Raw genomic sequence first — 15,486 nt, forward strand, 5'->3', positions numbered from 1 at the left:
GCTTCGTTCGAAAAAAGGCACCAGGAGACAAGCCCATGACGACCGACTCGCCAGCCACCGTCCGCCCGCACCACCGCTTCTGGCCACGGCGTCTGCCGCACGCCATCACACCGCCCGCGACTTCGCTGTGGTTCAACCTCTGGGTCAGTGCGCAGCGCTATCCGGACAAGCCTGCGCTGGTGTTCTTCGACCGCACCACGACCTACCGCGAACTGCACGATCAGGTCGAGCGCCTTGCTGCGCACCTGCACCAGCAAGGTGTGAAGGCGGGGGACCGGGTGATCCTGTTCATGCAGAACTGCCCGCAGTGGATCGTGGCGCACTACGCCATCCTGCGTGCGAATGCGGTGGTGGTGCCGGTCAATCCGATGAACCGGGCCGAGGAACTCAAGCACTACATCACCGATCCCGACGTCAAGGTCGCCATCAGCGCGGCCGATCTGGCCGGCGACCTGCTGCAGGCCAACGCTGCCCTGCCCGAACCACAACGCCTGTCTCACCTGGTCGTGGCCCACTATTCGGACGCCATCGGCGCCGACGCAGCCATTCCGCCGACGTGGACCGCCTGGCTCGCCACGCGGCATCCGTTGCCCCAGATGGCGGGAGGCACGGTGGCCAATTGGGCGGACGCCCTGGCATGCACCGCCGCAGCGCCGGTGCATGACCGCCTCCCTTCCGACCTGAGCGTCTTGCCCTACACCAGTGGCACCACCGGGCTGCCCAAGGGCTGCATGCACACGCACGCCTCGATCATGCACAACGCCGTGGCCGGGCAGCTCTGGACGGGTGGCTCGCACGAGAACGTGTCCCTGGTGGTGGTGCCCATGTTCCACATCACGGGCATGGTGGTCGGGATGCATTCGGGCATCTACACCGGTGCCACGCTGGTGCTGATGCCGCGCTGGGACCGCGAACTCGCCGGGCGGCTGATTTCACAGTGGAAGGTCACCCACTGGACCAACATCCCGACGATGGTGATCGACCTGCTGGCCAGCCCGCGGTTCGACCAGTACGACCTTTCCAGCCTGGTGCTCATCGGTGGCGGAGGGGCGGCCATGCCCCAGGCCGTGGCCCAGCGCCTGTTCGAGCAGTTCGGGCTGCGGTACGCCGAGGGCTATGGCCTGACCGAAACCGCTGCACCTTCGCACAACAACCCGGCCGACAACCCGAAGCAGCAGTGCCTGGGCATCCCGTTCCTGAGCGTGGACGCCCGGGTGGTGGATCCTGACACCTTGAAGGAAATGCCCCAGGGCGAGGCGGGCGAGATCATCATTCGAGGCCCGCAGGTGTTCAGCGGCTACTGGAAGCGACCAGATGCCACCGAAGCCGCCTTCATCGACTTCAATTGTCAGAGGTTCTTCCGCTCCGGCGACCTGGGCCGGGTCGACGAGGACGGCTACTTCTTCATCACCGACCGTCTCAAACGCATGATCAACGCCAGCGGTTTCAAGGTCTGGCCGGCCGAAGTCGAGGCGCTGATGTTCAAGCATCCGGCAATTGCCGAAGCCTGCGTGATCAGCACGAAAGACGAGTACCGCGGTGAGAGCGTGAAGGCCGTGGTGGTGCTGCGTGACGCGGCGCGCGGTCAGACCACCGAGCAGGACATCATCGACTGGTGTCGCGAGAACATGGCGGTCTACAAGGCGCCTCGCGTGGTGCAGTTCGTCGATGCACTGCCCAAGAGCGGCAGCGGCAAGGTGATGTGGCGCCTGCTGCAGGAGAAGGAGTGAGTCGCGCTCACTCCTTCGGGACGATCTGCCGATAGGCGTGCCAGGTCGCGTGGCCGATCACCGGCCCCGCAACGAACAGGCCGAGGAACAGCGGCAGCATCGCCAACAGGATGGTGCCGGTGATCAGAGCGCCCCAGAGAAACATCACACCCGGGTTCTGCAGGCAGGCCCGGATGCTGGTGAGTCCGGCCGAGACAGCGTCCACCTTGCGGTCCATGATCATCGGGATCGAGATCACGCTGGTCGTGAAGATGATGCTGGCGAACACGGCGCCCACGATGACGTAGGTGATCACGAAGCCGATGTTCTCGGGGTCGATCAGCATGGCCAGCAGGTTGGCCTTCTCGGGCAGGGTGTTGAAACTGACCGCAAACACCACCAGCGAGGCACGGCCCCAGAGCATCTCCAGGATCAGCAGCACGCCGGCAAAGATCGCCATCGTGCTCTTGGTGGGGCGCCAGGCCTGCAGCGAGGCGCGCAGGGACGGGCGGTGGTCCTGCGTCTGCAGCGCCTTGCTGGCGTCGTACAGGCCCAGGCAGAGGAACGGACCCATCAGCAGGAAGCCGGCGCTCAGCGCCAGCACATAGGCAGGGGCGTTGGCGAAAACCGCCAGCAGCGCATGGCCCATCAGGAAGAAACACAGACCGTAGAACAGGCCGATGCGGGGGCAGCGCCGGAAATCCTGCCAGCCCAGCCGCATCCACTGCACCGGGTCGGAGGTCTTGAGCTGGGCCAGGGGCAAGGAGAAAATCGACGCTTCGCGCTCGGCCGCTGCGCGGGCCTCTCCGTCCGCGACCGGATCGGTATCGGAAATGTTCCCTGCTATCGCTGCGGCATCTGCCTGCAGTACTTCCGCCATGGAGATCTCCTTTTGACAAAGATCAATATAGCCATGACTGCATTGGGGGCTTACATGGTTTTCCCCGAGACCCTGCCGGTGACAGGGGTCAGGTCGGTGCGTGGATCCGGCCACTGCGCGACGTTTCACGCCGCACCGGTGCCTCCGCCTGCGCACTCCGCATGTGCAGCGCCAGCGCCGCATCCAGCGACTGCGTGTGCTTGGCGAACCAGACACCCAGTTCACCCGCCATGTTGCGCACCGAAGCGAAATCGCCGCCTCGCGCCAGCGCCAAGCCCTCCCGCAGCACATTGAGCACCACCTTGTGCTGCATGATGTGGTTGTCGGCGGCGGCGAACCTGGTGCGCCGCATCCATTCGTCCTCTCGTCCGAAATGCAGGGCGGTGTGGTCAATCACCGCCGACCACGCGGACGGCAGGGCGTCGTCGGGCGCGGTCTGCGCCAGCGCCAGCAGATCCACGAATGCATGGTGCACGTCGTCCATCGGCGGGTAGTCCAGCACCAAAGCTCCGGACCATTCAATTGTGTTCATGCGCACCTCCGTGTCAGTTGGTCCAGCTTGGCAGCGCAACCCGGGGCGATGTTTGATCCAGCGCAGAAACTTCGCGCATCGCGCCCATTGGCGGCCCGGTTTCCGCGCGGAAATTGAGCCACCGCAGACCGCTACACTGCCCGGATGACCCGCGCTTTTGACCCACCTTACACACCTCTTGTGCGCCGCGACACGGACCTCGCTGCGCACGGTTTTGCATTGCTTGGCGCCGCCGACGTGCGCGAATGGCTGGCGACCGATGCCAGCGAACTCGAGCAGTTGCACCGTGCCTGGAACGATCTGCCCGCCGACGGCTACCTGCGCGATGGAGGCCGCTACCGGCGCCGTCGCCACAGCTGTTTTGTGGTCGAGGGCGCGGCCGTGACCGAAGCGCCGCACCGCGCGCACTGGCAGCCGCTGGAATACAACGCGCTGCATGGTGGCATGCAGCGCTGGTTCGAGCCGATGGAACCGGCCACGACAGCGAACCCGCTGTGGCAGCGCATCCTGGTGCGGGTTGGCGAGGCGGTATCGGCGCTGCACGGCGACCGTCCCTGGTTCGTCGAAGCCCATCCGTTCCGCATCGACACCACCGACGGCATCGGCCGGCCGACACCCGAAGGCGCCCATCGCGATGGCGTCGACCTGGTGGCCGTCTTCATGCTGGAGCGCCACGACATCAAGGGTGGCGAGAGCCGCGTCTTCGAGGCGGACGGTCCGGCCGGCCAGCGTTTCACGCTGACCGATCCGTGGTCGCTGGTATTGCTCGACGATGCGCGCGTGATCCACGAAACCACGCCGATCCAGCCGCTGGCGCAGGACCAGCTTGGCTGGCGCGACACGCTGGTGCTGACTTACCGCCGCAACGGTTTCCAGGGCGATTGAGACCGCCCGCTGTCGGCGCGCGCGTCGGCGTGCTCCCGGATATGCGCTGGCAGGCGCGACAGCAGCCAGCGCAATGCCAGCGGCACGATCACCAGATCGTCGAGCACGCCCACGACCGGCAGCACGTCCGGGATCAGGTCGATGGGTGAGAGCAAATAGAGCACGATGGCGGCCGCACCGGCCTTGAGCCAGGTGGGCGCCTGCGGATGCCCCAGCGCGTACCAGAGCCGTTTCGCATCACCGCGCACGGCCACCCAGATCACCGACAGACGTTTCCACATGGGGTTCACCTCCAGAACACTTGCGGCCCGGACCATCCGGACGCCGCGAAGTGTGGGGCAGTGGACCCCGATTGCAAGGGCAGGGTTCCCCCCGTTGGTCATCTGGCGCCGGACGTGCGCAAAACGCACGCTCAGCGCCGGATGGCGTTGGGAAAATACATCGCCGTCAGGCTGCGGCTGTGGACGGGGGAGAAACCCTCGGCCACTGCGCTGCCGGCCTGGCCGTAGCGCCGCCAGTCGCGCACCCAGTGCAACGTGTCGCAGATCTCGACCAGCCCGATGGTCTCGCGATCGCCGATCAGAATGCCATGTACCCGCAGCGCCAGTTGCGCCTTGGTGCCACGCAGTCTGGCCAGAGCGGCGGGTGTCAGGCCGAACTCGCCGTCGCTGACGATCAGCACGTCGGCGTCCTGCCAGCCCTGCTGTTGCACCTGTTCGATGGCGCGCTCGATCGGCGTCTGCACATCGGTGCCACCGTCGAAGGACTGACCCATGAGATCCAGCAGCGCGTCCAGTCCGGCGGCATCGCGCGTCAGTGGGCGCTCCATCAGCTCGCCAGGTCCACCAAAGGCCAACAGCTGGCAGGCGCGATTCCCTGTGTGGGCGCTGCGCAAAGCCTGCAGCACGCAGGCCTTGGCCACGTTCTCGGGGGCGCCCTGCATCGAACCCGAGGTGTCCAGGCAGATGATCATCGGGCCATGGCCAAGTTGGGCTTCTTGCTGGCGCGCTGCGGTGCCGTCGGGCTGCGGGCGCGGGTCGGGCCTTGGTTCGCGCGCGCGGTCGTCGTAGGTCAGCAACTGGCCCTCTGCAAAGCGCGCGCGCCACAGGCGGCGCAGCACGGGGTGGGTGAGATTCAGGCTTTCGCTGCCGGTCATGCGGGCAATCACGCGCGAGCGGTGTACGCCGTCCACCGCGGTGGGTTCGGGGCGGCGCTCGTCGTCCTCGGTGGGCCGAGGTGCGGCCCGGTCCGTGGCCGGCTGTTCTGGTCTCGCGCTGCGTGCGGTGGGCTGGTGGGCGTCCTGCGCGCGCCGCCCCACACCGTCAATGAAGTGCGCCAGGGCCGGCAGGCGTTCGAGCAGGCCACCGATTCGCCGCGCTTCGGTCCATTCGCGCCGACTGAGCTGGCCCTTGAGGTCGTCCCAGTGCAGATGCGAGAGGTCGCCCAGCGACTTGAGCAGCGACATGGCTTCTTCCCAGCCCTGGCGCTGCAGCGTCCAGTTCTCCCGGAATTCGCCGGCCATGCGTTCAATGGCTTCGGCGCGCGTTTCCTGGACTGGCCGGTCGATCAGGCCGTCCAGATGCCAGAGCAGGCTCTGGACCATTTGCCGCGCCAGCGAGGGATTGCCCTGGGTGATCGTCAGCAGGTCCAGTTCGATCAGCAGGTGGCGCAGCGGTGTGGTGGCGTCGGGGTCGCCGAGGTCCAGTGCCACATCGGGCAACCGCCCGGCCAGCAGCGCATCGTGCCAGGGCGCGGCCTGGGCCAGCCGGTCTTCTGCTGTGCCGCTACTGCAGACCACCGACCAGCGCCAGAGTTCGCGCGGGAGGCCGTCGAGGTGGTGGTAGGGGCGGTCGGCGGGCTGTGTAGACATGGCCGTGTAGCCTGGGGCGCAGCTTGCTCAGTCCTGCCAGCTGACCGGGGTCGGTACAAATGCCGACTGGTCTTCGTCCAGCCGGGGCAGGGTGGCGAAGCCATCGTGCAATTCGGCCAGCCGCGCAGCCAGCGCGTCGACCTGCGCGCGCCGCTGTGCGTGCATCGTCTCGATGCGCTCCCGCCACGAGGGCGGCAGCCAGCCGTGGTCATTGGCCTGGGCCAGCACTTCATCGGCTGTCGCGTGCACGGCGGACTGCGTGTGCTGCACCCGGCCCAGCACCTCGGCCACCTGCGCCACGCGGGCGCGGATGTGCAGTGCGCCGTAACGGCGGTGCGCTCGCTCGCTGGTGATGCGCACCAGCTCGCTTTCCGATGTCGGGCCCGCGATGGCACGCGCCAGGGCCAGTTTGCCGGCGCTGTCGTCCTGCGCGTCGGCCGGTGCGCGGCGCTCGATGTCGAGCTGCTGTTCGAACGCCTGCGCGGCACGCTCCAGGCCGTCGATGGCCAGCGGTGTGGCCTTTGCCACCGTCTGCAGGAACCAGTCGGTCCAGCCGGGCACCTGTTGCGGGTCGCCGGCGAGCACAAAGGGCAGCACCCAGGCGTCCCAGACCGACACCTCGTCTGCGCTGCGGCTGGCCGCCTGTACCTGCAGCAGCGCGGCGGTCTGGCGCCAGCGGCGGTCAGAGACGGTCTGTTGCGTGGAACTGGCACGTTCGCGCGCAGCACCCAGCAGGGCGATCGCCGCATCGCCCAGCGACACCCGGGCGGCTTGCTCACGCAGCGCCGCCAGCGATGCGGACGACAGCTGGGCATCGGGATGCGCGTCGCCTTCGGGACGCTGTGCCTGCAGCAGCGCGGCGAAGTGCGCATCGTCCACCGGCGTCACCGGCACACGCAGCAGGAAACGGTCGTAGAAGGCGTGCAGGCTTTCGTCCTGGGGCACCTCATTGCTGGCACCGACCAGACAGACCAGGGGCACGTCCACGCGCTGGCTGCCGTTGTCGAAGCAGCGTTCGTGGAGCAGGCCGAGCAGGGTGTTGAGGATGGCCGAGTTGGCCTTGAAAACTTCGTCGAGGAAAGCGACTTCGGCCGAGGGCAGATAGCCCGCAGTCAGCCGCTCGTAGCGGTCGTCTTCCAGGGCCTTAAGGGACAGCGGGCCGAACAGCTCCTCGGGCACCGAGAAGCGGGTCAGCAGCCGCTCGAAGTAGTGGGCCCCGGGCAGCAGGCGCTGCAGGCGGCGCGCCAGCTCGCTCTTGGCCGTGCCCGGCGGGCCGAGCAGCAGCACATGCTCCCCGGCCAGCGCCGCCAGCAACAGCGCCCGGGCTGCGACGTCGCGCTGGAGCAGGCCGCGCTCAAGTTCATCGATGGCGGCTGCCCAGCGCATGGCGTCACACGCGTTCAAAGATGGCCGCGATGCCCTGACCGCCCCCGATGCACATCGTCACCAGTGCGTAGCGGCCGCCGATGCGCTGCAGTTCGTACAGCGCCTTGACGGTGATCAGCGCGCCAGTGGCGCCGATCGGGTGACCGAGCGAAATGCCCGAGCCGTTGGGGTTGACCTTGGCCGGGTCCAGGCTGAGCTCTTTGGTCACGGCACACGCCTGGGCGGCGAAAGCCTCGTTGGCCTCGATCACGTCCATGTCGTTGACCGTGAGGCCGGCCTTCTGCAGCGCCAGGCGCGAGGCCGACACCGGGCCCATGCCCATGATCTTGGGGTCCAGGCCCGTGTGGGCGTAGGCCACCAGGCGGCCCAGTGGCTTGGCGCCACGCGCCTTGGCGGTACCGGCTTCCATCAGCACCACGGCCGCGGCGGCGTCGTTGATGCCCGAGGCGTTGCCGGCGGTGACGGTGCCGTTTTCCTTCACGAACACCGGCTTGAGCTTGGCCATGTCCTCCGGTTTGCAGCCCGGGCGGAAGTGCTCGTCGGTGGCGTAGGCGACCTCGCCCTTCTTGCTCTTGAGCATGACCGGGACGATCTGGTCCTTGAAGCGGCCTTCGGCGGTGGCACGCTCGGCGCGGTTGTGGCTCTCGACCGCCAGCGCGTCCTGCATCTCGCGAGTGATGCCGAATTTGGCGGCGACGTTCTCGGCCGTCACACCCATGTGGATGGTGTGGAAGGGGTCGTGCAGCGCGCCGACCACCATGTCCACCATCTTGGTGTCGCCCATGCGGGCGCCCCAGCGGGCGGAGAGGCTGGCGTAGGGGCCACGGCTCATGTTCTCGGCACCGCCGCCGATGGCGATGTCGCAGTCGCCCAGCAGGATGGACTGGCTGGCCGAGACGATGGCCTGCAGGCCCGAGCCGCACAGGCGGTTGACGTTGAAGGCGGGCGTGCCTTCGGCACAGCCACCGTTGACCGCGGCGACGCGGGACAGGTACATGTCCTTGGGCTCGGTGTTCACCACGTGGCCGAACACCACATGGCCGACATCCTTGCCGTCCACGCTTGCGCGTGCCAGCGTTTCCTTGACGACCAGGGCGGCCAGCTCGGTGGGCGGCGTGTCCTTGAGGCTGCCCCCGTAGGTACCAATGGCGGTGCGGGCGGCGCTGACGACAACTACTTCTCGGCTCATGTTCATCTCCTGTGCTTGTGGTGGGTGTGGGTTCTGGTGCGGCCGGTTTCGGCCGCTCAGCCAGTCATGGTATGCGCGTGAGGCTTACACGGGCCTTGTGCGCCGCAGGCCAGTCAGGCTCTCACATCGGCCACCACGTCGGTGCCGAAATCGGGGTGCTTGAGAAATGAGAGCACCTGCGTGGCCGCCTGCCCGGGGCTGGCGAGCTGGTGCTGTTCTTTGAGCTGCTGGAAGCGGGCGAGATCGGGAAATCCGGCGGGATCACCAGCGCGCAACTGGACCTGCATGTCGGTGTCAATCACCCCGGGTGCCAGCGAAACGATCTTGGCGCCGTGCTGGCGCCGCGCTTCGTCCAGCGCCACGCAGCGGGAAAAGTGGTCCATGCCCGCCTTGGCGGCGCAGTAGGGCGCCTGCGCGGCCATCGCCCGCCGCCCCAGCCCGGAAGAAATGTTGAGCACCTTGCGCGGACCGCGCCAGCCGGCCTCGACCCAGGCGCCGCTGGCATTGAGGAAGGCGGCCGTGAGCAGCATCGGCGCTTCGAGGCCGACCCGCAGTGCGTTCGCGATGCCGTCGGGCGGACAGTGTTCGAGCGGTGCGATTTCGGGAATCACGCCCGCGTTGTTGATCAGGGTGGCGCTGGCCAGGCTGGGCGCATCCAGCTGCGACAGCCACTGTTGCAGCCGCGTTGCCACGGGCGCGGGATCGGCCAGGTCAACCGACCACTGCAGCACGGTGGCGCCGCGGGCTTGGGCCAGTTCGGTCAGGTCGGGACGGGTCTGGCGCGAGAGGCAGAGCAGCGGGCGGCCGGGAGCGACCAGCTGTCGTGCCATCGCCAGCCCCATGCCGCGCGAGGCGCCGGTGAGGATGACAAGGTCTTGCATGGTGGAGAGTGTGACAGGCGCCGGCCGGGGCGTCAGAACGGGCAGGGCGTTTCAAAGCGCATCGTTGCATCGGTGACCGGGTGCGGAATCTCGATCGCCTGCGCGTGCAGCAGCAGGCGCGGCGCCATCGCCTCCCGTGTCTCGCTGGCGTACAGCGGATCGCCGACGATGGGGAAGCCGATCGCCATCAGATGCACGCGCAGCTGATGCGAGCGGCCGGTGATGGGTTCGAGGTCGAGCCGGGTGGTTTCCGGCATCGGTGCCGGCTCGGCCGCGATGCGCCAGCGTGTCTGGCTGGGCTTGCCGATCTCGTGGTCGACCTTGCTGCGCGGGCGCGCCAGCCAGTCCACGATCAGGGGCAGGTCGATGGTGTTCCAGCCGTTGTCTGTCAGGGGGTTGTTCAGGGAGCCCGCAACGACGGCCATGTAGCGCTTGTGCACTAGGCGTTTCTCGAAACTCATGCTGAGCCGCCGCTGTGACTCGATGCCGCGCGCCATCACGATCAGGCCCGAGGTGGCCATGTCCAGCCGGTGCACGATCAATGCGTCGGGATACACGGCCTGCACGCGGGCGCTGAGGCAGTCCTGGTTCTCGGGGCCACGACCGGGCACGGCCAGCAAGCCGGCGGGCTTGTCGAACACCAGCAGGTGTTCGTCGGCAAACACCAGGGGCAGCGGGCCAGTCATTCCTTAGCTGGGGCCAGCGCGTTGCGGACCTCGTCGGCCGGCAGGCTGCGGGCAGCTCCGAAGCCGGCGACCTGGCGCGCGCCCTGCACCTGCAGGTGCACGAAGCGGAAGTCGCCGAGCGTGGTCATCATCTCGGCCTCGGGGAAGCGCTGCAGGTAGACATCCCGGGCTCTGGCCGCAGCTTCGCTGCCCGGTTCGGCGATCGCTGCGATGGCGTCCAGTGTCACGCGCGGCAGCGCGTGCACCGGTTCGCCCTCGGTTTCGGCGGCGGTGACCAGCAGTGAAACCCTCGGATGGCGTTGCAGGTTGCCGGTGTGGGCCGCCAGACCGCTGACGTGCAGCACCAGCTCCTGCGTACTTGGGTCGATGGCAAACGGCACCATGGAGACGAACACCTCGCCATCAGCGTCGCGGGTGCCCAGGGCGGCGGTGCGGCGTGCGAGCAGCAGCTCGCGCAGTGCCCGGGTCAGGCTGTGCTCTCCCATCGGCGCCTTCAGCGGACGATGATCTCGGCCCGGCGGTTGCGCGGCTCGGCGACGTCGTCGTCCGTCGGCACGACGGGCTCACGCTCGCCGCGGCCCACCGCATCGACCAACTCGGCCTTGAAACCCTTGCCGGTGAGGATGTCGCGAATGGCGTTGGCGCGCCGCAGCGAAAGCGCGTCGTTGGCGTCGGCAGCACCCTGGCGGTCGGTATGACCGACGATCACGATCTCACCACCTGCGCGCGCGCGCGCCGTGGCGATGATGGCGTCAAGCTCGCCCGCCGACTCGGGCGTGAGGTCGGAAGTGCCCGGCAGGAAGCGCAGGGTGAATCTCTGGGGCGGCGGTGGCTGCAGACGCAGCAGGTCCGGGTAGCTCTCCTTCACCTCGGACTCACTGGAGCTTGCCTTCTTGAGCTCGCCCTTGTCGCTCACATCGGTGGCGGCGTAGGGTGTGTCCAGGAGGGCATTGCCCTTGGCGGTACTGACAGTGACCGCAGTGGATACATTGGGCTGCGGCAGCAGCACCACACGACCCGCGGGGGCGCAGGCAGCGCAGAGCATGGCGGCGAGGGTGGCCGATGACCACCGGAACAAGGTCTGGACCATGTAGGGATCAGCCGCGACAGAGTGTGTCGCAGCGCACGGAGATGTTGCTCGGGAGCGTCATCGCCGCAGTCTACTATGGTCTCTCCAGTGGTGATTCAAATAAAACTGAAGGGGCTCCAGCTTGGGAGCCGCCTCGACGATGAAGTCGGTGCCGCGCACGCCCACCACGGCCGTGGGCGTCTTGACCTTGAAGCGGTCCGGATTGATCTTGGCCAGCAGCCCGGTCACCACGCGCAGCGAGCCCTGCAGCAGATCCAGGGCGAAGTTGCCTTCCTGGGTGGTGGCGTCGTACTGGAACTGGCTCAGGTCGGCAGTGGTGTTGGGCCCAAGCGTCAGCACCGTGCCATCCTTGAGCACCACGCTGGCGGCACCGTCGCGGCCAGTAGCGATGCGTTCGCCGGAGCGCACCGCGTCACCGGACTGCGGCGCAGACCTTGTGCCGTCCTTGCCCAGGCGGACCTCCCCCTGCACCTGCTTGAAGGTGCCTGCCCGGCCGGCATCTGCTGCGGCGGCCACAGGAGCCTGCGCCCACGCCAGCGAGGCGGACAACGCCAGTGCCAAGGCCGCAAGGGGGCAGAACAGGCGGCGGGCGGTGGTGGGTGACATGCGGATCTCCGTACAACAATGCATTCCGGATGGTAGCCGCTGCACGGCGGCACAGGACGGTCGGCCACCTACAATCGCGCCCCTGGCTGGCCACCCCGTGACGCTTGTCACTTTCCCCTCTGGCCCCGTTTCCTTTTGATGACTCCGACCCTGCTGCTCGCGCCGATGGAAGGCCTGCTGGACGCCACGCTGCGCGACGTGCTCACGCGCACCGGCGGGGTGGATCGCTGCGTGAGTGAATTCATCCGGGTCACCGACACCCTGCTGCCCGAGCGGGCGTTCGTGCGCGTGGTGCCCGAGCTGCTCAACGGCGGGCGCACCCGGGCCGGGGTGCCGGTGCGGCCGCAGCTGCTGGGCTCCGACCCGGTCTGTCTGGCCGAGAATGCGGCGCGCCTGGCTTCTCTGAGTCCGTTCGGTGTTGACCTGAACTTCGGTTGCCCGGCCAAGACGGTCAACCGCAGCCGGGGCGGCGCCGTGCTGCTGGACGAGCCCGAGCTGATCGGCCGCATCGTGTCGGCGGTGCGGCGCGCCGTGCCCGCCCACCTGCCGGTGTCGGCCAAGATGCGGCTGGGTTACGGCGATGACGCGGTGGCCGAAGACTGCGCGCGGGCCATCGCCGAAGCCGGGGCCGATGAACTCGTGATCCACGCCCGTACGAAGGCGCACGGCTACCGGCCGCCCGCCTACTGGGAGCGCATCGCCGAGGTCAAGGCAGCCTTGCCAGCCGGTCGGCACCTTCCGGTGGTGGCCAACGGAGAAGTCTGGACTGTGGACCAGGCGCGGCGTTGCCTGGACGTCACCGGTTGCGACGCTCTGATGATCGGTCGTGGCATGGTCACCGACCCCGGGCTGGCACTGGCGATCAAGACCGAAGGCGCAGTGCCCTGGTCGCAGATTCCGCCCCTGCTGGCGACGTTCTGGATCCAGGTCAGCGCGCGGGTGGACCGCCGCCACCGGGCCGGGCGGCTCAAGCAGTGGCTGAACTACCTGCGCAAGCGCTACCCCGAAGCGCAGACCGCTTTCGATGCACTGCGCGAATCCAACGATCCGGCCCATGTCGACGCCTGGCTGGCGCATCACGCGCCCCAGCCGCACCAGTTGCCCGGGGAAAACCCCGCGGGCCGCCTGCCACAGGCGGCGATCTCCGTGCCTCAGGCAGAGATTGCGGTGGCGTGCTAACGTGCGGCCGCAGTCAAGACAAGAGACCAACATGAAGACCCTGCAACAGCGGCTGGAGAGCCTGGGACCCGAACGCATCAAGGGCATGCGGCGCGGACTGGAGAAGGAGAGCCTGCGCGCACAACCCGATGGCCGGCTTGCGCTCACACCACATCCCGCGGCGCTGGGCAGTGCCCTCACGCATCCGCACATCACCACCGACTACTCCGAGTCGCAGCTGGAGCTGATCACCGGCGTGCACCCCAGCGTCGAGAGCTGCCTCGCCGAACTGCAGGAGGTCCACCAGTTCACGCTGCGCGCCCTGCGCGCGCAGGGCGGGGCGGCGGGCGACGAAATGCTCTGGGCATCCAGCATGCCCTGCGGTCTGCCGACCGACGAAACCATTCCACTGGGCGTCTACGGCAACAGCAACGTCGGCCGGGCCAAGAGTGTCTACCGCATGGGCCTGGGCCATCGTTACGGCCGGCGCATGCAGACCATCAGCGGCATCCACTACAACTGGTCGATGCCTGGCATCGACAACGATGGCTACTTCGCGCTGATCCGCAATTTCCGCCGGCACGCGTTCCTGCTGCTGACGCTGTTCGGCGCGTCTCCGGCCCTCTGTTCGACCTTCGTCGAAGGGCGCGACCACGAGCTGCAACCCTTGGGAAGCAGCGGCTCGCTGCACATGCCTTACGGCACCAGCCTGCGCATGGGGCGTCTCGGCTACCAGAGCGATGCCCAGTCCTCGCTGTCGGTCAGCTACAACGGGCTCGAAGGTTATGCCGCCTCGCTGCACGACGCGCTGACCCGCCCCTGGCCGGCGTACGAGGCGGTCGGCATCCGCAACCCGGGCGGCGACTACAACCAGCTGGCGACCACGCTGCTGCAGATCGAGAACGAGTTCTACGGCACGATCCGGCCCAAGCGCGTGATCCGCCAGGGCGAACGCCCGCTGCACGCCCTGCGCGAACGCGGCGTCGAGTACATCGAAGTCCGCCTGATGGACCTCAACCCGTTCGAGGCGATCGGCATCGACGCGCAGACGCTGCGTTTCCTGGATGTGTTCCTGCTGCACTGCCTGCTGGCCGACAGCCCGCGCGACACGCCGGAAGAGATTCAGGAACTGGCCCGCAACCAGCACCTGACGGCAGCGCGCGGGCGCGAGCCGGGTCTGCAGCTGATGCGCCACGGTGAAGCCGTGCCGCTGCAGCAATGGGGTCTGGAGATCGTCGACCAGCTGGTGCCGATCGCGGCCGCGCTCGACGCCTCCGGTGGTGGTTCCCTGCACGCCGAAGCGGTGGCGCAGGCGCGAGCATCCCTGCTGGCGCCCGACACGCTGCCTTCGGCGCGCGTGCTCGCGGCCACGCAGCGTGAGCACAGTGCCTCGTTCATCCATTTCGTGCGCACCCGTTCGCAGGGCATTCGCCAGCAGTTGCTGGACCTGCCCTGGACCGAGGCCCAGCAGGCGCGGTACGAAGCCATGGCCAAGCAGTCGGTCGCTGACCAGAAAGCGATCGAAGCGAGCGACTCGATGCCGTTCGAGATCTACCGCCAGGAATACGTGTCGCCCGCGCGCCTGATGCCGCGTTCGGCCCTTCCCCAGGCCGCCTGAGGCCGCCCGGAAACCCTGCTGGCGCAGGGTGTATCGCGGACGTCAACGATCGGGCCTAAGCTGCGCTCTCCACACTTTTTGGGAGACCGCCATGGCACCGACCCCGCGCCTGACCGCCGCCGATTTCGACCAGGAACTGCTGATCCTGTTCGACGCTTACGTGCACGGCGACATCGACCGGCGCGGCTTTCTCGACCGTGCGGCCAAGTTCGCGGTTGGTGGCCTGACGGCTGCCGGTCTGCTGGCTGCCCTTAGCCCCGACTTCGCGATCGCGCAGGTGGTGCCGCAGGGCGATCCTCGCATCACCACCGAGCGGATCGAGTTCGATTCGCCCTCGGGCTACGGCAAGGTCAAGGCCTATCTCGCCAAGCCCGCCAACGCCAGCGGCAAGTTGCCGGCGGTGCTGGTGGTGCACGAGAACCGCGGCCTCAATCCGCACATCGAAGACATCGCGCGCCGGCTGGCGGTCGACGGTTACCTCGCGCTGGCCCCGGACGCGCTCACACCATTGGGCGGCTACCCGGGTGATGAGGACAAGGCCCGCGCGCTGTTCGCCCAGCTGGACCAGGCCAAGACGCGGCAGGATTTCATCGCTGCTGCCGGTGCGCTCAAGGCCCGACCCGAAGGCAATGGCCGCATGGGTGTGGTCGGCTTCTGCTATGGCGGCGGCATGGCGCACATCCTGTCCACTCAGCTGCCCGATCTCGCCGCGGCGGTACCGTTTTATGGCAACCACCCGCCCGCCGAAGATGCGGCCAAGGTCAAGGCGCCGTTGCTGATCCATTTTGCGGGCGTGGACGAGCGCATCAATGCCGCCTGGCCCGCCTACGAGGCTGCGCTCAAGACGGCCGGCGTGCGCTACACCGCGCACCAGTACGCGGGCACGCAGCATGGCTTCAACAACGACACCACGCCGCGCTTCGACGCGGCGGCGGCCAAGCTGGCCTGGGACCGCACCCTCGCGTTCTTCGCGCAGACCCTCAAGGCCTGAGGCGA

The 15,486-nt window shown here is 67.9% G+C and carries 16 protein-coding genes; 5 read left to right on the forward strand and 11 right to left on the reverse strand.

What is annotated here, in order from left to right; genetic code table 11:
• The first annotated feature begins 35 nt into the window (after positions 1-35).
• Positions 36-1,730 carry a long-chain fatty acid--CoA ligase gene (locus ACLIJ1_RS02575; RefSeq protein ID WP_411363913.1) on the forward strand — a complete coding sequence of 565 codons (1,695 nt, stop codon included), beginning with the start codon at positions 36-38 and terminating at the stop codon, positions 1,728-1,730.
• 7 nt (positions 1,731-1,737) lie between these two features.
• Here ACLIJ1_RS02575 and ACLIJ1_RS02580 read toward each other — a convergent pair whose 3' ends face one another.
• Positions 1,738-2,589 (reverse strand): DUF2189 domain-containing protein, encoded by an 852-nt coding sequence (locus ACLIJ1_RS02580; RefSeq protein ID WP_411363914.1) that lies wholly within the window; start codon positions 2,587-2,589, stop codon positions 1,738-1,740.
• Positions 2,590-2,677: 88 nt separating this feature from the next.
• The gene (locus ACLIJ1_RS02585) at positions 2,678-3,121 is read right to left on the reverse strand and encodes a bacteriohemerythrin (protein ID WP_411363915.1); all 444 of its coding nucleotides are present in this window, start codon (positions 3,119-3,121) and stop codon (positions 2,678-2,680) included.
• A gap of 144 nt (positions 3,122-3,265) precedes the next feature.
• Between ACLIJ1_RS02585 and ACLIJ1_RS02590 the strand changes: the two genes are divergently transcribed.
• Complete coding sequence (locus tag ACLIJ1_RS02590; protein ID WP_411363916.1) at positions 3,266-4,006, forward strand: 2OG-Fe dioxygenase family protein; 741 nt, start codon at positions 3,266-3,268, stop codon at positions 4,004-4,006.
• On the opposite strand, the gene ACLIJ1_RS02595 is transcribed toward ACLIJ1_RS02590, so the two are convergent.
• The 9 genes from ACLIJ1_RS02595 to ACLIJ1_RS02635 all read right to left on the reverse strand — a co-directional run bounded on the left by ACLIJ1_RS02595 (position 3,976) and on the right by ACLIJ1_RS02635 (position 11,714).
• Positions 3,976-4,287, reverse strand: a complete 312-nt coding sequence (locus ACLIJ1_RS02595) for a YkvA family protein (protein ID WP_411363917.1) — start codon at positions 4,285-4,287, stop codon at positions 3,976-3,978. The genes ACLIJ1_RS02590 and ACLIJ1_RS02595 overlap by 31 nt on opposite strands.
• A gap of 131 nt (positions 4,288-4,418) precedes the next feature.
• A complete protein-coding gene (locus ACLIJ1_RS02600) occupies positions 4,419-5,876 on the reverse strand; it encodes a vWA domain-containing protein (protein WP_411363918.1) in 1,458 nt (485 codons plus the stop codon).
• Positions 5,877-5,903: 27 nt separating this feature from the next.
• Positions 5,904-7,262, reverse strand: a complete 1,359-nt coding sequence (locus ACLIJ1_RS02605; RefSeq protein ID WP_411363919.1) for an AAA family ATPase — start codon at positions 7,260-7,262, stop codon at positions 5,904-5,906.
• A gap of 4 nt (positions 7,263-7,266) precedes the next feature.
• Entirely contained in the window at positions 7,267-8,451 is a 1,185-nt protein-coding gene (gene bktB / locus ACLIJ1_RS02610) for a beta-ketothiolase BktB (RefSeq protein WP_411363920.1), read from the reverse strand.
• A gap of 113 nt (positions 8,452-8,564) precedes the next feature.
• Positions 8,565-9,332 carry an SDR family NAD(P)-dependent oxidoreductase gene (locus ACLIJ1_RS02615; RefSeq protein WP_411363921.1) on the reverse strand — a complete coding sequence of 256 codons (768 nt, stop codon included), beginning with the start codon at positions 9,330-9,332 and terminating at the stop codon, positions 8,565-8,567.
• Positions 9,333-9,364: 32 nt separating this feature from the next.
• Positions 9,365-10,018: an RluA family pseudouridine synthase gene (locus tag ACLIJ1_RS02620; protein WP_411363922.1), complete on the reverse strand. Its 654-nt coding sequence runs from the start codon at positions 10,016-10,018 to the stop codon at positions 9,365-9,367.
• A complete protein-coding gene (locus ACLIJ1_RS02625) occupies positions 10,015-10,503 on the reverse strand; it encodes a HugZ family protein (RefSeq protein WP_411363923.1) in 489 nt (162 codons plus the stop codon). Before ACLIJ1_RS02625 ends, ACLIJ1_RS02620 begins: the two co-directional genes overlap by 4 nt.
• Before the next feature lie 8 nt (positions 10,504-10,511).
• A complete protein-coding gene (locus ACLIJ1_RS02630; protein ID WP_411363924.1) occupies positions 10,512-11,108 on the reverse strand; it encodes an OmpA family protein in 597 nt (198 codons plus the stop codon).
• 57 nt (positions 11,109-11,165) lie between these two features.
• Entirely contained in the window at positions 11,166-11,714 is a 549-nt protein-coding gene (locus ACLIJ1_RS02635; RefSeq protein ID WP_411363925.1) for a FecR domain-containing protein, read from the reverse strand.
• A gap of 138 nt (positions 11,715-11,852) precedes the next feature.
• Here ACLIJ1_RS02635 and ACLIJ1_RS02640 point away from each other — a divergent pair, with 138 nt between their 5' ends.
• The 3 genes from ACLIJ1_RS02640 (at position 11,853) to ACLIJ1_RS02650 (ending at position 15,481) form a co-directional block, all read left to right on the forward strand.
• Positions 11,853-12,893 carry a tRNA dihydrouridine synthase gene (locus ACLIJ1_RS02640; protein ID WP_411363926.1) on the forward strand — a complete coding sequence of 347 codons (1,041 nt, stop codon included), beginning with the start codon at positions 11,853-11,855 and terminating at the stop codon, positions 12,891-12,893.
• A 31-nt stretch (positions 12,894-12,924) separates the two neighbouring features.
• On the forward strand, positions 12,925-14,490 hold the full coding sequence (gene gshA, locus ACLIJ1_RS02645) for a glutamate--cysteine ligase (protein ID WP_411363927.1): 1,566 nt from the start codon (positions 12,925-12,927) through the stop codon (positions 14,488-14,490).
• A 91-nt stretch (positions 14,491-14,581) separates the two neighbouring features.
• Positions 14,582-15,481: a dienelactone hydrolase family protein gene (locus ACLIJ1_RS02650; protein ID WP_411363928.1), complete on the forward strand. Its 900-nt coding sequence runs from the start codon at positions 14,582-14,584 to the stop codon at positions 15,479-15,481.
• Positions 15,482-15,486 lie beyond the last annotated feature (5 nt).

The organism is Hydrogenophaga sp. RWCD_12 (assembly GCF_046604225.1).
Taxonomy (GTDB): Bacteria; Pseudomonadota; Gammaproteobacteria; order Burkholderiales; family Burkholderiaceae_C; genus Hydrogenophaga.